This is a genomic window from Eubacterium sp. LMAG:50 (assembly GCF_008680265.1).
Lineage (GTDB): Bacteria > Bacillota > Clostridia > Lachnospirales > Lachnospiraceae > Eubacterium_U > Eubacterium_U album.
On sequence record NZ_NALP01000007.1, the window covers coordinates 714,262 to 735,904 of the forward strand.

Below are 21,643 nucleotides of genomic sequence, written 5' to 3' on the forward strand. Positions count from 1 at the left end.
AGTGGCACAAATATACTAAACAACATAAATTAGTATAAGTGGAATTTAGAAAGAGGTACCGTATGCAGATATATGTTGTGGAACCACTGGATACAGTTGATAGCATTGCAAATAAATTTGGAACACCGGTAGAAGAAATAATATTTGCAAATCAGCTTATTTATCCGTATAAATTAGCAGTTGGGCAGGCTCTTTTAGTTGAATTTCGACCAAATCAGTATAGAACAAGAAGAGTAATAAATGGTTATGCGTATCCTTTTATAAGTAATTATGTGTTGAGAGTAACTTTGCCGTATTTGTCAGGATTATATATTTTTTCGTATGGATTTACTAAGGAAGGGGAAGTTGTGTCTCCGGCTTTAGATGACCAGTGGATGATAAATGAAGCCTATGAAAATGATACCAAGCCTGTACTTACGCTTACTCCATTTGATGAAAATGGAGTATTTAGCAATAATTTGATTACAGCTCTAGTTAATAATGAGCAGGCAATTGAAAACCTGATAGGCAATTTGATTTATTTAATGAATGAAAAGGGCTTTGCAGGGCTTGATATAGATTTTGAATATATTTATAAAGAAGACAGAGATGCCTTCACAAGTTTTGTCGCAGAATGTACAAGACGAATGAATGAGTATGGAATTTGGGTGTCAGTGGCACTTGCACCAAAGACGTCATCTGACCAGAAAGGTTTGCTATATGAAGGAAAAGATTATGGTGGACTTGGTGCTGCCGCAAATTCAGTCCTTTTGATGACATACGAATGGGGTTATACTTATAGTTCACCGATGGCGGTGGCGCCTATTAATAAAGTCAGACAGGTAATTGAATATGCACTTTCACAAATTCCTGTGGCAAAAATCGATATGGGAATACCAAACTACGGCTATGATTGGACTTTGCCATATGAAAAAGGTGTGACTAAAGCTAAGACAATTGGAAATGTTGAGGCAATTCAACTAGCAATTAATAATGGCGCTACAGTACAATATGATGATGTGGCACAAACTCCATTTTTTAATTACACAATCGGAAATGAAATACATGAGGTATGGTTTGAAGATGTAAGGAGCATAAATGCAAAATTAAATTTAATTGATGAATACAATCTTAGGGGGGCAGCTTATTGGCAGATAATGAGATTGTTTAGGGCAAACTGGCTGCTTGTTGAAAGTAAGTTTGAGGTAAAATAAGGGTGGTAAGTATAAAATGAGGATGATAAGCAATTACGGATGAAATAAGGATATTATTACAATTTTATAAAGTAAAAAGAAGGCTATTATTTTTGTTAATGCTCAAAACTAAAATAGTAGTCTTTTTTGTTTGCTACAGATATTAATACGTAGTATAATCTTCTTTATTAGTGAAATTTATTATATTCTTAATAATGATATTAAGAAGCGGAATAGTTAATTCCTTATTTAATGTAGACAACAGAATAGTTTGATTGTTATTTAATATAAGGAATAGTATTCGTAAATAATTGTAGCAGAAAGGAAATGTAGTTTAAAAATATGAATGTGTTTATTAATTGTCTGGTATTCTTTTTTATTTATGCTTTTCTTGGATGGTGCGTCGAAGTTTCGTTTGTTGCAATTACAAGGGGAAAAGTAGTAAACAGAGGATTTTTGAATGGACCTGTTTGCCCGATTTATGGAGTTGGGATGGTTGGAATCCTATATGCACTAGAACCACTTAAGGATAATGCGATTGTGTTATTTATAGGTGGTGTGGTAATTTGTTCAGTGCTAGAATTATTTACCGGTTGGATTTTGGATAAAATATTCCGTATGAGATGGTGGGATTATTCAGAAAATAGATTTAATATAGGCGGTTATATTTGCCTGGAGTTTAGCATAATGTGGGGTCTTGGAAGTATGATTATGGTTAACATGATTCATCCAATGATTTATGGTGTTGTAAGTAAGATTCCGCTTATGGTAATATATGCTTTGTTAGTAATATTTGCGATAGCATTTATTATTGATATAATTGTAACTGTTAAGGAAATTGTAGGATTTAAGAAGAGTCTTGGACAGCTTGAAAAAATTGCTGACGGCCTTAAAGATATTGGAGATCAGCTTAAAGATGTGGTTGGAAATTCAGCAATTACTGTTTCTGAAAAAACAGAAGAAGGCAAGGAAAAACTTGCAGAAGCGACGGCAAGTAGTCGTGAAAAAATTGCAGAAGCAACAGCAAGTAGTCGCGAAAAGATTGCAGAAGCAACAGCAAGTAGTCGTGAAAAGATTGCAGAAGCAACAGCAAGTAGTCGTGAAAAAATTGCAGAAGCAACAGCAAGTAGTCGCGAAAAGATTGCAGAAGCAACAGCAAGTAGTCGTGAAAAAATTGCAGAAGCAACAGTTAACAGCCGTGAGAAAATTGCGAGTGCATATGAGACAAGCATTGTTGAATTAAAGAAACAAAAAATAGAAATGGAAGCTAAATATGCAGTTATGCTTTTGAAAGCACAGAAGTTAGGAAAGAGGCAGGTTAAGGCCTTTCCTAAACTTAGAGTCAGTGGCTCAACAATTAGTGTTAGAGAAAGACTTGCTGACTTTGGAAATAAGCTTAGTAAAAAATAATACAAAGACATAACATTAGGAGGAGAACATGAACATTAAAGGACAGTCATTTTTAAAATTATTGGATTTTACACCAAAACAGATTGGGGAATTTATTGATTTGGCAGCGCAGTTAAAGGCAAAAAAGAAAGGCGGAGAGCTCGTTGACGTATTAAAAGGAAAGAATATAGCAATTATATTTGAAAAAACAAGTACAAGAACAAGATGCTCTTTTGAAGTTGCAGCTCATGATTTAGGAATGGGAGTTACATATTTAGACCCAACAGGTTCACAGATTGGTAAGAAAGAAAGCATTAAAGATACTGCAAGAGTATTAGGAAGAATGTTTGATGGTATCGAATATAGAGGATTTGAACAGGAAATAGTTGAACAGTTGTCAGAATATGCAGGAGTACCTGTATGGAATGGACTTACAAACGAATTTCATCCAACACAGATTTTAGCAGACTTTCTTACATTAAAGGAAAAGTTTGGAAAATTAGAAGGCCTTAAATTTGTATATATGGGCGATGCACGTTATAACATGGGAAATTCGCTCATGGTCGGATGTGCAAAAATGGGAATGCATTTTGTAGCATGTGCTCCAAAAAAGTATTGGCCGGCACAGGAACTTATTGATGAATGTCAGGCAGTTGCTAAAGAAACAGGAGCAACTTTAGAATTTGTTGAAGACCCTATGGTTGCAACTAAGGATGCAAATGCAATCTATACTGATGTATGGGTTTCAATGGGCGAACCTGATGAAGTATGGGAAGAACGTATCAATGACTTACTTCCATACAGAGTGACAATGGATTTAATTAACAATGCTGATAAGGATGTTGTATTTATGCATTGCCTTCCGGCTTTTCATGATTTAGATACAAAGATTGGCAAACAGATTTATGAAAAATTCGGACTTACAGAAATGGAAGTTACAGATGAAGTATTTGAATCAGAACATTCAGTAGTATTTGATGAAGCTGAAAACAGAATGCATACAATAAAGGCTGTAATGGCTGCTACACTTGGTGCAGAATTTTAGTAAGAATGTGACTGAAAAAATATAAAAATTTAACAGCACAATTATGGCAAATGTAACAACTCGAGTGGGATAACCTGCTCGAGTTGTTTATAAATAATAGAATTGCATATTTGATTAATAAATTAGAGATACATAAGTTAAAGTGATAATAATTAAAAAACAAGATATTAGAATGGAGAAGTGAATGAGATTTTTACATCTTGCGGATTTGCATATTGGGAAAAGAGTAAATGGATTTTCCATGATAGAGGATCAAAAATTTGTTTTTGAACAGGTTTATAATGTAATAGAAAATGAAAAGATAGATGGAATTATTATGGCGGGGGATATTTACGATAAGCCGGTTCCGTCTGCGGAGGCAGTTAAGTTATTTGACGAAATGTTGACAAGACTCGTGTCTATCAATTTGCCGATTTTTGTAATAAGCGGAAATCATGACAGTGCTGAGAGAATAGGATTTGGTTCAGATATACTGTCTGTGGCAAAGGTTTATATGTCGAGAGTGTATAATGGCAATTTGCAAAAAATAGAATTAGAAGATGACTATGGTAAAATAAATGTTTATTTATTGCCATTCATAAAGCCGGCAACGGTAAAAAATATTTATAAAGAGGCTGAAATTAAAGACTATGATGACGCATTAGAGTACGTTCTAAGTCAGGAAAAAATTGATGAAACAAAGAGAAATGTGATTGTGTCACACCAGTTTGTTACAGGTGCGATGAGAAGCGAATCAGAAGAAGTTTCAGTTGGCGGACTTGATAATGTTAGCGTTGAAAATTATGAAGCATTTGATTATGTTGCGTTAGGACACATTCATAGAGCTCAGCAAATGGGCAGGGAAAGTGCACGTTATGCAGGAACATTGCTTAAGTATTCATTCTCAGAAGAAAAACATAATAAGTCAATGACGATTGTTGATTTAAAAGAAAAAGGAAATATAGAAATTAAAGAAATTCCCGTAAAGCCGTTACATGATTTAAAGACAATTAAAGGAAAGTTCAGCAAAATAACAAGTGAAGAGTTTTACAAAGAATTAAAAAAAGAAGACTATTACAGAGCAGTGCTTACAGATGAAGATGATATTTTGAATGCAATAGGAAAATTAAAAAGCATTTATCCAAATCTGATGAGCATGGAATATGACAATACGCGAACACGTTCATATTCTGTTGTTGATAATGTTGAAACAGGAGAGACTAAATCTCCATTGGATTATTTTGAGGAATTTTTTGAAAAACAGAATGGACGGAAAATGTCAGAAAAGCAAAGGAATTACCTGTTGGAAATTTTAGGAGAAGCAAGGGAGGAAAGCCATGAGACCAATTAAATTAGTTATGTGTGGTTTTGGACCTTATGCAGACAAAACCGTAGTTGATTTTACATTATTAGGTGAAAGCGGATTGTATTTGATTACAGGTGATACAGGAGCCGGAAAGACGACTATATTTGATGCAATTTCATATGCTCTTTATGGAGAGGCAAGCGGACAGGTAAGAGAAGTGAAATCTCTTAGAAGCAAATATGCTGATGATGAAACGGAAAGCTATGTTGAATTAGAATTTGAATATAGAGATGAAAAATATAAAATCAGAAGAGTTCCTGAGTATATGCGTAAGGCAAAGCGTGGGGATAAAATGGTTGCCCAGAAAGAAGAAGCAGAATTATATTTTCTAACTAAGGACAGAGAACCAATTATAAATAAAAAGAATGTAAATGATGCAGTTACAGAAATTATAGGACTAGATAGAGGACAATTCTCTCAGATTGCCATGATTGCACAGGGAGATTTTATGAAAGTTCTGCTTACGGGAACTGATGAACGTAGTAAAATTTTAAGAAAGATATTTAATACAAATGAATATCTTGATTTACAGGAAAAATTAAAAAGAAAAAAGAATGAACTTAAGTTTAAGTATCAGGATATTGAGAAGTCAATCAAAAATTACATTGCAAGTGTTCAGTGTGGCAATGATGAAAATGATAAAGAAAAATTAAAACAGATTATTGATGACAACACATTTTGGAAGACAGAAGATATTAATAATTTTATTTTAGAACTTATTAATAAAGACAAAGATTTGTTAAAAACTTTAGAAAAAAATAAAAAAGAAGTTAATAAGAATCTTGAAAAAATTAATGAGACAATTGGTAAAACAGTAAATGTTTTAGCAGGTATGAAAAACATTGAAAATAATGAAAATGAACTTGCTAAAGTATTAGAAGTTATGCCGAAACTCTTAGAAAATTATAATTTGCAAAAAGAGACGGAAAGAGAACGCGAAAAGCTTTCAACTGAAATCGAGATAGAAAAACAAAAACTTGAAAGCTACAATGAACTAACTAAAGAACTTGAAAGTTTACATAACAGACAGGAAAATTTAATAAAATTAAAAAATAAAGAAACTAAAATTAAAGGCGATGTAGAAAATATTGAAAATAGTATTTTGATTTCTGAAAAAAGGCTTGAAGAAATAAAAGAATGCGAAGTTGAATTTGAAAAATGCCAGAGCAGCATTAAGAGTGTTGAGGATAAGATAAATCTTTATTCTAATTTGAAAAAATTGTTTAAAAAATATGTTGAAGTCAAAGATGAGCATAAGTCTTTAAAGGAAAAATATGTGGAAAGCGTTAATGAGTATAATAACGCATCACAAAATTATGAAAGTCTTATGGCTAAGTACATGGATGCGCAGGCTGGTATGCTTGGACAAAATCTGAAAGAGGGAGAACCTTGTCCTGTTTGTGGTTCGACAAGTCATCCTCATATAACTGAGGTTAAAGATGAAATTCCGTCTGAGAAAGATTTGAAAAATGCTAAAAATCTTAGACAGAAAAAGGAAGAGAAAAGAAGTGAAATTTCAGGTAATTTGAGGGCGAAAATTACAGAAATCGATTCGTTGAAAGAAAGAATAGATGATGTAGTAAATGAAAATCCAAATGAATTTGCTGAAAGCATAGATGAGAATAGCTTTAATATTTTAGAAGAAAATACAAAGAAGTTAAACGATGATATAAAGAACTTAAATGTTAAAGCTAAAGAATTGTCAGATTTTAAAGAAGAGAAGAAAACAATTGAAGAAAATTTGCCTAAACTAAAGAACGAACTTGAAAGTAAAAAAACAGAAATTGTGGAAATTTCAAATAAAATAATTGAAGAAAATACTAATATTGCAAATGCAAATATCAGAATAGAAGAACTTCAGTCTAAACTTAAATACTCAAGTCTGAAAGAAGCAGAGGAATATATCAGCAGTTTGCAGGATAAAAGAAACAGGCTTATTAAGTTATTTGAAAAGGCAAGAGATAACTATGAAGAAGCAAAGGAAAGAAAATCCGGGCTTGAAAATGCGATAGCGGCTTTGAAAAATCAATTTAAAAATTCAAAGGTTGAAGATTTGGATGAATTAAAGGAAGAAAAGAAGCAGCTTCAAAGTATGGAAAAGGAACTTGGAAAGAGTGAAAAAGAAGTTCATTCACGACTGGATATGAATAAATTTGCAAATGAAAGAATTGAGAAGTGTATGGATGAAGCCGTGGAAGTAGAAGATAAGCTGCAGGTTGTTGGCAGTCTGGCGGATACATGCAATGGAACTCTTTCTTCGAAGTCAAGAATTACTTTAGAAACCTATGTCCAAATGGAAATGTTTGATAGAATTATAGTCAAGGCAAACAGCCATTTCAGGGATATGACTTCAGGTCAGTATGAGTTGAAGAGAAAGCGTGAAGCTGACAATAAGGTAAGCAAGAGCGGATTAGAGTTAAATGTTATCGATTATTATAGTGGAAGTGAAAGGGATATAAAAACTCTTTCAGGTGGAGAATCATTTAAAGCTTCTTTGTCGATGGCATTAGGTTTGTCTGACGAAATCCAGGCTAAGTCCGGAGGAATAAAGATTGATACATTATTTGTAGATGAGGGATTTGGATCATTGGATGGAGAATCGCTTGAAAGTGCAATGAGGGCATTAAGTTCGATTACAGATGTAGGAAGACTTGTAGGGATTATATCGCATGTATCAGAACTTAAGACCAGAATTGACAGGCAGATTGTGGTTACGAAAGACAAAGAGAAAGGAAGCAAACTTGAAATAATAAATTAAATGTAAATTGTGTTGATAGGGAATTCAGATTGACTATTAAAATTAGTGACAAATTTAAAACGAAAGGTGTGTAATAATACACAAAGGTAAAAATAGTGAAAAATATATTTGACAGTGAAGGAAAATTAATGACATTTTTAGATGGATTTGCAGATGTAATGGTTTTGGCAATATTGTGGGTAATTTGTTCTTTGCCAATAATTACAGTTGGCGCATCTACAACAGCATTTTACTCAGTAATGATGAAATTAGTTGTTGGTGAGGAGTCATATGTGGTAAGAAGTTTCTTTAAGGCTTTTAAGGAGAATTTTAAAATATCAACAATTGTATGGCTTATAATGGGAACAATCGGAGGATTAGTTTGTACAAGTCTTTATATTGTATTTAACTCATCTAAAGTAGGAAGCAAATTGTTTTATGCATTACCATTTTATTTGTTAGTACTCATTATTTATACAATGACGATTAATTTTGTATTCCCATATATCGCAAAATTTTATGATACTGTTAAGAGGACTTTAATGATTTCATTAATATTTTCAACAAGACATTTTCTTCAGTCAATTTTACTTATTATAATTGATGTAGCAATATTCATATTTGCTTTTAAGATTCCGGCGTTATTTATTTTATTCCCATTAATATCAGGATTTTGCCATGCAAAAGTATATCAAAAGATATTTGCTAAAATAATTGATGCAAGAGATGAAGAGAATAGTGAAAGTAATATGGTACAGGAATTAGATTAAAAGTGTATGTTTATATAGAGTAATGTGGTAAAATAAATACGGGTGAGAGTAAATTGAAACTATTAATTTACAAAGGGAGAATTTGAATGGGGAAATACATGATTATTCCATATATCTTATTGGGGGTAATGGATGTAAGGTATCTTAAATTAAGTTTAATACATAAAAATAGGACAGGAAAAAGCATTGCATTATTTGTGGAGAGTAATCTTGTTGCAGTAATACTCGGAATTATAATGCAGGGTATTGGTTCGAATTTTATAGATAGCATTCTTATATGGCCATTTTATGCATGCTTTACATGGATGATATTGGCATTAATAGAATATGCATTTGAATATACAGGGTTAGGTAAAGCATTTGAATGCTTCAAATATATTAAAAGAGCTGTGTTTGTATTTACAATTGTGGATACTATAAATATGTTTATACATTCAATTATTAGAATTGAGAATGTAAGGATGAATAAAAGTGGTGTGGCTGCATGGCTTTATAATTTGGGATATGATGCACACATATTTATTACATATGTATTTGTCGCAGTTTTTATATTGTGCTTCATATACCGTATATTAAATTCGCCACGTATTTATAAGGTGAAATATATGCAGATATTAACATGCATGATAATTGTGTCCTGCATTAATATTGTAATGTTTCAGCTTAGATTGTGGGAGAATGTATCATTATTGTTTTATGGTATATTAGGTGCATTTGTTTATGAAATAACATTTCAATATAGTCATAAAGTTGTTAAGAACAGGGCACTGCAGAAAATTGCTGAGGAATCAGAACTGCCGATGGTAGTATTCGGCACAGATGATAGCATAATTGCCTATAATAAAGAAGCGGAAAGATTATTTGATAAATGCACACAAAAGTGTTCGCTTGAGGAATTTTGTAAAGCATATAATTTATATACACCTGCCGCGTTAGAGAAAACTTATCACAAAAAAATAAGTATTATGCATGAAGATAAGAAACTTTATTTTCAGTGTAAATATGGCGAATTATGTGAAAATGATAATATAGCATATGCAAAATACTTTGTATTTGAAGATATAACGGAAATAACAATCGTTAATTCTGTTATGAGATATTTGGAAACTCATGATGAACTTACAGGACTGTACAATATGAAGAGGTTCTATGAAAAAGTAAATGAGATAACAAATAAATACCCGGATGATAAATTTGCAATTATGATATTTAACATATCAAGATTTAAAATCGTAAACGATATGTTTGGAAGAAAAATGGGTGATGCCATTCTTAAGCAGATTTCAGAAAACTGTTTAGCGCAGTGCTCTGATAAAAGGGTATATGCGAGAGTGGAAAGTGATAATTTTATTACATTATGTCCTAAGAGTGATTTGGTAATAAAAGACCTTGAGAAGAAAAGAAATATAAAGGTTACTTATAACAACATCACATGTACTGTTCATATCAGATATGGAATTTATGAAGTAGATTATGATTCTAAAGTTGATGTTGGAACTATGTGCGATAGGGCAAGAATGGCGCTTGACTCTATAAAGAATAATGGAAATTGTGTTGCAGCAGTTTATAATGATAATCTTAGAAATAAAATTTTAAAAGAGCATATGTATAAAGAAGAACTTACAAGTGCCATAGAAAATGAAGATTTTAAAGTTTATCTTCAACCCCAGGTCAGATGCGAAGATGGATTGGTAAAAGGAGCAGAGGCTCTTGTGAGATGGGAACACAGAAAATTAGGATTAATTCCACCTGGAGATTTTATAGAGTTCTTTGAACAAAATGGCTTGATTACAGAACTTGATATGTATGTGTGGGAGAAAGTATGCCAGATTCTTAAACAGTGGAAAGAGGAAGGCAGAGATGACTATATTGCAGTAAATATTTCAATGAAGGATTTTTACATTATAGATTTATATAAAGTGTTTACAAATCTTATCGAAAAGTACGGAATTGATAAAAATAAGCTTAGACTTGAAATTACTGAAAGTGCATTTACTCTTGATTTAGAGAAAAATGTAAATGTAATAAAAAAACTTCAAATGTTTGGATTTATTGTAGAAATGGATGATTTTGGAAGTGGATATTCATCTCTTAATGCCTTAAAAGATATTCCGGTTAACATTATAAAGATGGATATGAGGTTTGTATCACAAACACAGGATCCTGCAAGAGCAGATACAATTATCAAAATGATTCTTGCCATGGCAAAAGAACTTAATATGGAAGTTGTTGCAGAGGGTGTTGAAACAGTTGAACAGGCTGAAAAGTTAAAGCAGTATGGGTGTTCGTATATTCAGGGATATTTATATGCAAAGCCTATGCCGACAGAAGAATATCCTGAGTTTGTAAAGAATATGAAGCAGGGAAATTTTAAAAGATAAAAGAAAATTACAACGAACATTAAAGTTTTAAATAAGTAAAAGAGTAGGGAAATCTCTAAGAATGTAAGAAAATTTGAAAGAAGAACAGGCAATTAAATAGTGAGGAATATTATACTTGATGAAAGGGCATTTGGCGCCGTCGGTTCAAATATTCGGCGCATAGTCCGGCTGAAACTGTAGGTTTCAAAGCCGGTCTGTGTGCTGAATGTTTAGAACTGCTACGAGCGACAAGCAGCGCGAGCGTCCTTTCAGGAAGGGTAATATTCCTCACGTCCGTAATTACTTTAAAATTACAAGAATAAGGAGATTCAGATGAAGATTAATGAATTTGGAAAAACAAAAAATGGGGAACAAACACATTTATTTACTCTTGAAAATAGCAATGGAATGAAAGTTAAAGTATGCGATTATGGTGCAACTCTAGTTTCATTAATTGTGCCGGATAAAGATGGAAAAGACACGGATATAGTTTTAGGCTATGATAATGTTGACCCGTATCAGGGCGCATCAGCTTTTTTTGGAGCAAATGTAGGTAGAAATGCCAATAGAATCAAAGGTGCAAGGTGCATAATTGATGGAGTTGAATACAATTTGGAAAGCAATGATGGTGACAATGGTAATAATCTTCATAGTGGTTCAAATTGTACAGCACTAAAAATGTGGAAAGCAATTTATGATGAGAATGTAAATGATAAGATTTCATTTGAAATATTAAGTAAAGATATGGAGCAGGGATTTCCGGGAAATTTAAAAGTGAATCTTACATACATACTTACAGAGGACAATGAATTAATTTTAAATTATAAAGGAACAACGGATAAAACTACAATTGCTAATTTTACAAATCACTCATACTACAATTTAAATGGCCATGATTCAGGCGAAGTATATGAGCAGAAATTAATGATAAATGGTGATTATTTTACTCCATTTGCCACAAACAATTCTATTCCTTCAGGTGAAATTAGAAGCGTAAAAGGTACACCAATGGATTTTACGGAAATGAAATCAATTGGGAGAGATATTGATGTTGAAGATGAACAGTTAAAATTTGGAACGGGATATGACCATAATTTTATGATAAATGAAAATGCTCATGAATTAAGACTGGCGGCAAAAGCCATCGGAGATAAGTCAGGAATTAAGATGGAACTTTATACAGATACACCGGGATTACAACTTTATACAGCTAATTTTGTATCAGATGAATCAGGAAAAAATGGAGCAGTGTATAACAGACGACATGCATTTTGTCTTGAACCGCAGTATGTACCGGATAATATCAATAATGATAAATTTGAGTCGGCAATTTTAAAACCTGATGAAGAATATAATATGAATATAAAGTTAAAGTTTTTATAAAAAGGGTGAGGCGTCTGCAGTAAAACTGCAGGCGCCTCGTATATTAAAAGAAAATTTGAAAGCTTTATAATGTATCGATAAATCTTGTGAAAGCTTCAAGACCTTCAGGTGTACACTTGTAAACACCAGCGTCTTCGAGAACTTTTACAAATACTTTTCCAATTTCTGATTCAAGAATGTTCATAACATTTTCAGATGTAATGTCATTATATTTTGGAAGAAATTCATCAACCCAGTCAGCATGCTTAGAAATAGATTCATTGCTTCGTATATCTTTTTTATTTACGATATAATCAGCTAATGTTTGTATTTCACCTTTAAGTCTTGAAGGTAAAACTGCAAGACCCATTACTTCAATAAGACCGATATTTTCTTTCTTAATATGATGAAGCTTTTCATGAGGATGATAAACACCAAGAGGATGTTCCTTTGTAGTAATATTATTTCGTAAAGCCAAATCAAGCTCATACATGCCATCCCTAAAACGGGCAATTGGTGTAATTGTGTTGTGTGGTTCACCATCTGTATTTGCATATATAAATGCATCCTCATCAGTATAGTTTCTCCATTTATTTAAAATATGAGAACCTAATTCTACTAATCGGTTGCTGTCTTTTGATTTCAATCTGATTACTGAAAGTGGCCAATGAAGAATTGAACAATCTACATCTTCATAATCTTTAACTTTAAAAGTCTTGATTGAATCAGCTTTTGCCATTGCGAATGTATAATGTCCGCCCTGAAAATGATCATGAGTTAAAATTGAACCACCTACAATTGGAAGGTCGGCATTTGAACCTAAGAAGTAGTGAGGCATTAATTTGATAAAATCGAATAACTTGATAAATGTTGCCTTTTCTATCTTCATAGGTGTGTGTGTGCCTGAAAATACAATACAATGTTCATTGTAGTAAACATAAGGAGAGTATTGAAATCCCCAGTCACAATCATTTATCTTTATAGGGATTATACGGTGGTTTTCTCTTGCAGGGTGGTTAATGCGACCTGCATAACCTTCGTTTTCCATACAAAGCTGGCATTTAGGATATGATACACTTGTGCTGTTTTTGGCAGCAGCAATAGCTTTAGGGTCTTTTTCAGGCTTTGAAAGATTGATAGTTATATCAATATCTCCGTACTCAGAAGGTACAACCCATTTCATATCTTTTTTTATTCTGTCGCGACGGATATAATTGCTGTTTTGAGAAAAATCATAGTAAAATTTAGTGGCATCTTCAGGAGATTTAGCATATTCCTTCCAGAAATTTTCTTGAACCTGTGAAGGACGTGGCATAATGCAGTTCATTAATTTTGTGTCAAATAAATCTCTGTAAGTTACGCTGTCTTCAATTATTCCTAATTTTACGGCTTCATCACAAAGAGCAGCGAGAATATCGCCAAGGTTTTCTTCTTTGTCATCAACAGCCAAATCTGTATAATCATCTTTTCCAAATACTTCGAGGAGCAAATTAGTAGAATAAATTCTTTCACATTCAGGTATTAAGCCTGTGTTAATTCCATAATTAACTAATTTTTTTATATATAAATCTAACATATAACAACCTTTCTAAACTTTATATTTATGAATAAATATAAGTTTTAAGATATAATGCTAAGAACAGTTAAATTGCCTGTTAACACATAGTAGGAATTTTAATCTTCATATCCGTTTGGATGAGATTTATGCCATTTCCATGCAGTCTCAATAATTTTTTCAACATCAGGATATTCAGGCTTCCATCCTAAAACAGTCTTAGCTTTTTCACTTGAAGCAATAAGCTTTGAAGGATCACCGGCACGGCGAGCTTCGTATTTAGCAGGAATGTCTAAACCTGTAACTTTTCTTGCACTTTCAATTATTTCGTTTACCGTAAATCCAATTCCATTTCCAAGATTAAATACATCACTGTCATTTCCTTCAGCCAAATATTTAAGAGCAAGGATATGTGCCTGTGCCAAATCAGTAACATGAATATAATCACGTACACATGTGCCGTCTTTTGTATCGTAATCATTTCCAAATATAGAAATATAAGGACGTTTTCCAAGTGGAACCTGAAGTACAAGTGGAATCAAATGAGTTTCAGGATTATGGGCTTCTCCAATTTTTCCACTGATATGAGCACCGCATGCATTAAAATACCTTAATGCTACATAACGTAAATTGTGGGCTTTACTTGTCCATTTCATCATTTTTTCCATAGAAAGCTTTGTTTCACCATATGTATTTGTAGGTTCAGTTCTGTCACTTTCTAAAATTGGAATTCTTTCAGGTTCTCCATATGTTGCAGCAGTAGAAGAAAATACAATTTTATCAATTCCATGTTCAACCATGCTTTCTAAAAGAACCATTGTTCCGTATAAATTGTTATCATAGTATTTGAGAGGAACTTTCATACTTTCTCCAACCTGAGAGTTGGCAGCAAAATGAATAACTCCGTCAATTTTTTCTTTTGTAAATAAATCATCTAAGAAAGCTTTGTCTCTTATATCACCTTCATAGAATCTTGCTTTGGGATGAACAGCTGCTTTAAATCCTGTTTGTAAATTATCAACTACGACAACATCTTCACCTCTGTCAATAAGTTCATAAACCGTGTGAGAACCGATATATCCGGCTCCGCCTAATACTAAAATACTCATTGTACCTTCATACCTCCATATTTACGTATTTTTAAAATGTGACATGAGTCTGTGCCAAATATAGATTCAATAAATTTCTTATATTCAGGTACGGCCTCGTTTTTTACAAATGCCTGAATGGTTCCGGCAAATCCACCACCATGAACACGACATACGCCATTATCACCGAGGATATATTCGCTGGCAGCAAGGGCGATGCTTACAGGCTGATTTAAAGGTTCCTTATTTGCATAAATATTCTGCAAAAATTTATATGATGAATTTCCGGATTCCTTAACTGTATCAAGGAATTTGTGGAAATTATTTTCTTTTAAAGCATTAACTTCAACTGATACACGTTTATTTTCAGTAAAGAAATGATATGCTCGAAGAACTCCTCTCGAAGAAGCTCCAGCCAATGCCTTAGGTATGTTACTGAAAAATTCATCAGGATTTACGTCTCCAAGAACTTCTTTGTCAAATACTTTGGCAACTTCTTTCATTTCAGTAGGAATTAAAGCATAATCGTCAGTTAAATCTGCATGGCTACCCTTTGTATCAACAATACATAAACTATATCCTTCGTTTGTAATATCAAAATCAATTTTGTTTACAACAGGATTAGCAGGGTCAATAAAATCGATGTTAACAAATCCACCAACGGAGCATGCCATCTGATCCATTAATCCACAAGGTTTTCCAAAATAAACGTTTTCTGCATACTGACTTATAATGGCAATTTCTACTGAAGAAATTTTCATATCATTATACAATCCTGAAAGAATTGTTCCGATAACAGCTTCAAATGCAGCAGATGAAGATAGACCTGCACCAACTAATACGTCACTTGTAATGTATGCTTTAAATCCACCGACTTTGTATCCACGGTTTTTAAATTCATTAACAACACCTTTAATAAGCGCAACTGTTGTGCCTTTTTCTTCTTCAATAAGTTCTGTATTTGCAGTATCAATTGTAATAAGGTCATATCCTTCAGATACTAAAGAAATAATTCCGTCATCAGTTTTTTGTGTGATAGAAATGGCATCTAAGTTAATAGATGCAGCAAGAACCTGTCCGTGCTGGTGGTCAGTATGGTTACCGCCTACTTCAGTTCTTCCTGGAGCACTATAGATTTCAACCTCTCCTTCACCGAAAAGACTTTCAAATTTATCTAAAGCCTTAATGTATCTGTTGTTCTGGTATCCAATTAAAGATGAATCCTCGTAAATATCCATTAAAAGTGAGTCAAATTCATTTTTGCCAAATAATGATTTTAATTCGTTAATATTCATTTAAATCCTCCGTTAAAAAATAATCCGATTTGTAGTATTCAGAAATAAACAATATTTATAAGTAATCAGAATGAGTGGCTCTAATTAAAGCAAATTAATCTATAATCTAATTGCTGATATTAATTGCTAATTTGTTAGAATACTTTTGCTAATTTAAATATAAACTTTTGTTTACTAAAATACAATATAATTTAGTAAACTTATTTGATTTCCGTGTTTACCACTAAATAAATAACAGTAAAATAGTAGAAAATCACAATAAATCATATCTTTAATTAAAAAAAGATGTTATACTTGAAGCGGCGTCATTAAAAAAATGGCGGAGTTACTAAGGAAAAAGTGACTAGGGACATAAATAAGATAAAGGTGGTATAGAGTATGGCTACAATCAAAGATGTGGCGAAATTAGCTCAGGTAAGCCCCTCAACAGTATCAAGAATTTTGAATGAGGATCCTACTTTGAGTACATCGCTTGAAACTAAGAAAAAAGTTATTAATGCAGCAAAGGAACTTAAGTACAACAAGAGTAAGAAAATGTCTAAAGCTATTTTTACATTGGGAATTATTCAATGGTTTTCTGAACAACAGGAAGCAAAGGATAATTATTATCTTAAGGTAAGAAGAGGAATAGAGGATTTTTGTGTTAAGAACTGCATTAATGTTGTGAGAACTTTCAAGTCAAATCCCAACTATTTAGAACAAATTGAAGATGCTGACGGAATTATTTGTATTGGTAAATTTAGCAACGAAGAAGTCGAAAAATTTATGAGCATTACAAAGAATATAGTCTTTTTGGATATGTCATTCCATGATTATAAGGCAACTACATTTTCACTTGATTTTGAAATGGCAGTTAATGAGGCACTTACATATCTTATAGAATTAGGCCATAAAGAAATTGCGTTTTTAGGTGGTAGAGAATTTCTGGGCGAAGAGAATGATAATGTAGTATATGAAGATTATAGAAAAAAAGCATTTATTAAATTCTGTGAGAAAAATGAGATAGATTACAATAAATATCTTATAGAAGGAAGATATTCCATGGAATCAGGATATCAAATGATGAATGAAATTCTAGAAAAAAAACAGTTGCCTACAGCGGTGTTTGCTGCAAGTGACCAGATTGCATTTGGTGCAATGAAGGCAATTAGAGAGCATGATCTTAATATTCCAGAAGATATTTCATTGATTGGATTTGATGATTTGGAAATGACAAGATATACGGCACCTGCACTTACGACACTTCATGCACCTGCATATGAAATGGGTCAGTATGGTGTAAATTCCTTATTTGCAGCATCAAATTTAGCAATCAAGACAACAATTAAAGTAAAATTACCATGTCATTTGGTTGTAAGAGATTCCTGCATGGCGATAAATGAATAAAGGAGAATTGACATGAGTCAACCGAAAGTAAACATTTTGCTGGCAACGTATAACGGCGAAAAATTTTTGAAAACTCAATTGGACAGTCTTATTGAACAGACTTATGAAAATATTGATATATATGTAAGAGATGACTGCTCTACAGATAATACAGTTGAATTTATTAAAAATTATATCGAAAGCAATAAATCAGGTAAGAGGATAATTCTTTTAGAAAATAATGGAGTTAATTTACGACCTCCGAAATCATTTTACCAGATAGCAAGAGAATGTGAACCGGCAGAATATTATGCATTTTGCGATCAGGATGACGTATGGTACCCTGATAAAATTAAATGGGCGGTTGAAGAACTTGAGAAGAAAAAAGATACAAATAAACCTTTGGTTTATTTTTCAGCATATGATTATTACATGAGTGATGGAAGCTTTATCCGTCACTCGCCGGAGCAAAAAGAAAACATTGGTTTAACAGATGTTTTATACTGTACTCCTGCATCAGGATTTTTGCTTGTATTTAATCATGAAGCATGTAAACAATTTATTTTAGATGTAGACCCCGGAATAGAAATGCATGACAGATGGCTCATCAGATGTTGTGTATGTTTTGGTGATACGATTTATGATAAGCGTTTTACGGCTTCGCATTTAAGACATACGGAAGCTGTTACAGCTGAGGATTCTAATACAATAGGTCTGTTAAAAGGATTCTTCCAAAAGGAAGTGTTTGGCCCTGCAAGCGTTGAAGCAAAACAGAACCTTATCTATTTTGCAAAAGTGTTTGAGGATAGATTGTCAAATGAACAAAAGAAGAAAATGGCATTATTTATAAAGAAAAATGGTCTTATAACACAGATTAGAAAAATATTTTATCCACATGCACTGCGTTCAAGAGTGCCGGGAGATATTGCCTTAAGAATTTTATTCGTTTTGGGACGAGCTTAAAATGATTTAGAACGGGCTTAGAATGATACAGGTATATTAAGTCCGTTTGTGAAAATTTGATTGTTGACTTATATAAATCAATATTAAGTTTATATTGATAAGTTAAGCAAAATTAAGGCATATATTTTAATAAAGTTGTTATTTTTTCCATATTAGTGTATGATTAATCAGTTGTCGATTGAATAGGAATGCCCAAGAAACTTTGGCAGGATAACTAACAGATGAATGTCTGTGAAATGAAAGGAAGAATTGGAAATGAATTTAAAGAATGGTATTGATCTCTTTAAACAGTATGGTTTACACGATTTCACTCTTAGATTTATGGAGTGGTTTGATACGAAGAAAAGAGACAGATATTATCAAAATAATATAGAAAAATTTTTACCTGGAGAAGATGAGTTAAACGAACAAAGAAAAATGAAGTTTGAATATGCACCGTTAGTAAGTATTGTAGTGCCTGCATATGAGACTGCACCTGTTTTTCTCAGACAGCTTGTTGACAGTGTATTAGAACAGACATATTCAAATCTTGAATTATGTATCGCAGACGGAAGTAACACAACAATTGTTAAAGATACATTAAATGAATATAAAGATGAGAGAATCAGCTATATAAAATTAAGTAAGAATGATGGAATTTCAAATAATACAAATGAAGGATTTGATAATGCTAAGGGAGAATATATAGCATTGTTAGACCATGATGATTTGCTTACACCAAATGCATTATATGAAATGGTTAAGGAACTTAATGCACATGATAAAATTCCTGATATGGTTTATTCAGATGAAGATAAAATCGTAGCAGATACAGGAAAGCTAATTAATCCGGCATTTAAACCGGATTTAAACGAAGAATTTTTAAGACATACAAATTATATCTGCCACTTTTTAATGTTTTCAAGAGAATTGTTAGATAAAGTCGGTGGATTAAATCAGGAATTTGATGGGGCTCAGGATTTTGAATTCGTATTAAGATGTAACGGTGCAGGAGCTGACATAAAGCATGTACCAAAAATTTTATATCATTGGAGAATTCATCCTGATTCAACAGCAGCAAATCCAAACAGTAAATTATATGCTTTTGAAAATGGAAATAAAGCAATTAAAAAATATTTGACAGAAATCGGAGAAGACGGAACTCCGGCGCTTACTAAAGATTTAGGATTTTATAAAATTGATTATGATTTAAAAGGTGATTATAGCGTAACTGTTTTAGCTAATGATGAAAAACAGATTAATGAAATGAAGAAAAAACAGAGAGAAATGTCAAATCTTCATATTGAATATAAAGTTGTAAAAGGTCAGCTTTCAAAAGAAATGGAAGCAGTTAAGACTGAATACGTTGTGGTCGCAGATAATGATGCTATTCCTATGACAGACAATTGGGTAGAAGAATTACTTAAATACTGTCAGTGGAAACATGTTGGAATAACAGGTGTAAAATGCCTTAATAAAAATAAGAAAATTGAAAGCTGTGGACTTAATTATGACAGTAATGCAACTGTATCAAGTCTGTTTTATCATTTGCCTTCAATTTTTAGAGGATATTGTCATAGAGCAGACGGACCTCAGAATGTTATGGGTGTGTCTTTAAAATTGGCAATGTTTAGAACTAACGTAATTAAAGAAGTTGGTGGAATAAATGAAAAATTTAGTTTCCCATATAGAGATTTAGATGTTTGCTTTAAAATAGATGAAGCAGGTTATGATGTTATTTTAAATACTGATGTTCACGTAAAATTAGCAGACAATCTTAACTATAATGATGAAAAATCTCAGAAAGAGTTCAAAAAGGTCTGGGAAGATAAATTAAAGAAAGAAAACAAATATTACAATGCTAATTTAGTACAAAGTAATGGAAAGTTTATGTTTAAGTAGATTATAAAGTGGAAACAAAATGAGCAAAGTTCATTTTGATAAAAGTTTCTGATGAATGGCCACTGACCAAATAGATGGTGCAATACAGATTATAGGAGGAAAATATGAGTAAGCATAAGTTGCTTGTTGCAATATTTGCAGTGGGAATGACAGCTGCTGTTTTTGCAGGATGCTCAAATGAAAAAAACACTTCTAACGGAACTATTACAAGTGGAATAACGCTTTTTGGTAACAAGTATACAGGGAGTTATACAGGGAAACTTAATAATGGAAATCCTGAAGGAAAGGGCGTAATTGAAGTAGACGGTGATATAGTTTCTAAGGTTGAAGGAACGTGGAAAGATGGAAGCCTTGATGGAAAATGTACGATTACATATAGTGATGGTAGCATAGAAGAAGGCGACATGGTTGAGAATCGATTTGACGGAGAAATTACAAAAACATTTGCTGATGGAACATATAATGTTATGAATTATAATTCAGGGATTCCAAATGGTGCCATTAAGTATTATGACAGTAAGGGAACGTTAACTGATTACGATTGGAATTATGAACAGGTTCCAATTAAAAAACTAATTTCGCAGGTAAAGGACGTAAAATACTCACAGTTAATATATTATCCTGATAATTATGTTGGAAAAATGATAAAAGCTACAGGTACGGTGGAGTCTGTTTATGAAGCTAAAATAAATGCATATATAACAATTAAGGATTCTGATGGAAAAATTTATGTTTGCAAATGCAAAAACATGAAAGTATTTAATGGCAGACAGTCTATTTCACAGACATATAAAGTCGGAGATAAAGTTCAGGTTTATGGATATTTATTAAAAACTGATATGTATACACATTTTAATGACGATAAGAGTACAAAGTATAATCAGTACACAGGTACATTGCCATATGTAGAAGTTGTTTACAGTTACGACGTAAATGCAGGAGAATTTAATCCGTTAAATCCTTCGTATACATATGAAGATGTTGCAAAGAATCCATATGGCTATGCCGGAATGAAAGCAAAAGTCAATGGAAAAGTTAATTATATAGAACTTAACAATAAGAAAAATACGGCTACTATAAAGTTAGAAGTTGGGGACAAACAGTTTTATTATGTTAATTTTAAATATAACAAAAAGACAAAAGTGCTTCCAGCTATAAATGATGAAATTACAATTGAAGGTAAATATTACGGCATTTACAAAGAAGAATATATTAAAAACGTAGATGATATTGGACTGGTAGATGACGATGATATTGAGTATAGATATGAGGTATATCCTTATATTAATGCTAAAAATGTTATAGAGAATAAATAA

The 21,643-nt window shown here is 32.4% G+C and carries 15 protein-coding genes; 12 read left to right on the forward strand and 3 right to left on the reverse strand.

Features of this window, described 5'->3' with window-relative positions; all coding sequences use genetic code 11:
- Nucleotides 1–62 precede the first annotated feature (62 nt).
- The 8 genes from CCC31_RS08475 to CCC31_RS08510 all read left to right on the forward strand — a co-directional run bounded on the left by CCC31_RS08475 (nucleotide 63) and on the right by CCC31_RS08510 (nucleotide 12,201).
- Entirely contained in the window at nucleotides 63–1,193 is a 1,131-nt protein-coding gene (locus tag CCC31_RS08475) for a glycosyl hydrolase family 18 protein (protein ID WP_147586615.1), read from the forward strand.
- 321 nt (nucleotides 1,194–1,514) lie between these two features.
- Nucleotides 1,515–2,582, forward strand: a complete 1,068-nt coding sequence (locus CCC31_RS08480) for a hypothetical protein (RefSeq protein ID WP_290850885.1) — start codon at nucleotides 1,515–1,517, stop codon at nucleotides 2,580–2,582.
- 28 nt (nucleotides 2,583–2,610) lie between these two features.
- Entirely contained in the window at nucleotides 2,611–3,606 is a 996-nt protein-coding gene (gene argF / locus CCC31_RS08485; RefSeq protein WP_290850887.1) for an ornithine carbamoyltransferase, read from the forward strand.
- 184 nt (nucleotides 3,607–3,790) lie between these two features.
- Nucleotides 3,791–4,936: an exonuclease SbcCD subunit D gene (locus CCC31_RS08490; RefSeq protein WP_290850889.1), complete on the forward strand. Its 1,146-nt coding sequence runs from the start codon at nucleotides 3,791–3,793 to the stop codon at nucleotides 4,934–4,936.
- Nucleotides 4,923–7,709, forward strand: coding sequence for an SMC family ATPase (locus CCC31_RS08495; protein WP_290850891.1), 2,787 nt, complete (start codon nucleotides 4,923–4,925; stop codon nucleotides 7,707–7,709). The genes CCC31_RS08490 and CCC31_RS08495 overlap by 14 nt, the downstream gene beginning before the upstream one ends.
- A 95-nt stretch (nucleotides 7,710–7,804) precedes the next feature.
- Nucleotides 7,805–8,458 carry a DUF624 domain-containing protein gene (locus CCC31_RS08500; RefSeq protein WP_117910281.1) on the forward strand — a complete coding sequence of 218 codons (654 nt, stop codon included), beginning with the start codon at nucleotides 7,805–7,807 and terminating at the stop codon, nucleotides 8,456–8,458.
- An 86-nt stretch (nucleotides 8,459–8,544) separates the two neighbouring features.
- On the forward strand, nucleotides 8,545–10,839 hold the full coding sequence (locus CCC31_RS08505) for an EAL domain-containing protein (protein ID WP_290850893.1): 2,295 nt from the start codon (nucleotides 8,545–8,547) through the stop codon (nucleotides 10,837–10,839).
- Between the two features lie 312 nt (nucleotides 10,840–11,151).
- Nucleotides 11,152–12,201 carry an aldose epimerase family protein gene (locus CCC31_RS08510; protein WP_290850894.1) on the forward strand — a complete coding sequence of 350 codons (1,050 nt, stop codon included), beginning with the start codon at nucleotides 11,152–11,154 and terminating at the stop codon, nucleotides 12,199–12,201.
- A 64-nt stretch (nucleotides 12,202–12,265) separates the two neighbouring features.
- Here CCC31_RS08510 and galT read toward each other — a convergent pair whose 3' ends face one another.
- From galT to CCC31_RS08525, 3 genes are all read right to left on the reverse strand, one after another.
- Nucleotides 12,266–13,756 (reverse strand): UDP-glucose--hexose-1-phosphate uridylyltransferase, encoded by a 1,491-nt coding sequence (gene galT, locus CCC31_RS08515; RefSeq protein ID WP_290850895.1) that lies wholly within the window; start codon nucleotides 13,754–13,756, stop codon nucleotides 12,266–12,268.
- A 98-nt stretch (nucleotides 13,757–13,854) separates the two neighbouring features.
- Nucleotides 13,855–14,844: a UDP-glucose 4-epimerase GalE gene (galE, locus tag CCC31_RS08520; protein ID WP_022088911.1), complete on the reverse strand. Its 990-nt coding sequence runs from the start codon at nucleotides 14,842–14,844 to the stop codon at nucleotides 13,855–13,857.
- Nucleotides 14,841–16,118, reverse strand: a complete 1,278-nt coding sequence (locus CCC31_RS08525; protein ID WP_290850896.1) for a galactokinase family protein — start codon at nucleotides 16,116–16,118, stop codon at nucleotides 14,841–14,843. The genes galE and CCC31_RS08525 overlap by 4 nt, the downstream gene beginning before the upstream one ends.
- 378 nt (nucleotides 16,119–16,496) lie before the next feature.
- On the opposite strand from CCC31_RS08525, the gene CCC31_RS08530 reads away from it, so the two are divergent.
- The 4 genes from CCC31_RS08530 (at nucleotide 16,497) to CCC31_RS08545 (ending at nucleotide 21,643) form a co-directional block, all read left to right on the forward strand.
- Entirely contained in the window at nucleotides 16,497–17,504 is a 1,008-nt protein-coding gene (locus tag CCC31_RS08530; RefSeq protein WP_022088909.1) for a LacI family DNA-binding transcriptional regulator, read from the forward strand.
- A 12-nt stretch (nucleotides 17,505–17,516) separates the two neighbouring features.
- Nucleotides 17,517–18,446: a glycosyltransferase gene (locus tag CCC31_RS08535; protein WP_290850897.1), complete on the forward strand. Its 930-nt coding sequence runs from the start codon at nucleotides 17,517–17,519 to the stop codon at nucleotides 18,444–18,446.
- Nucleotides 18,447–18,701: 255 nt separating this feature from the next.
- The gene (locus tag CCC31_RS08540) at nucleotides 18,702–20,327 is read left to right on the forward strand and encodes a glycosyltransferase (RefSeq protein ID WP_290850898.1); all 1,626 of its coding nucleotides are present in this window, start codon (nucleotides 18,702–18,704) and stop codon (nucleotides 20,325–20,327) included.
- A gap of 104 nt (nucleotides 20,328–20,431) precedes the next feature.
- Nucleotides 20,432–21,643, forward strand: a complete 1,212-nt coding sequence (locus CCC31_RS08545) for an mORN motif protein (protein ID WP_022088906.1) — start codon at nucleotides 20,432–20,434, stop codon at nucleotides 21,641–21,643.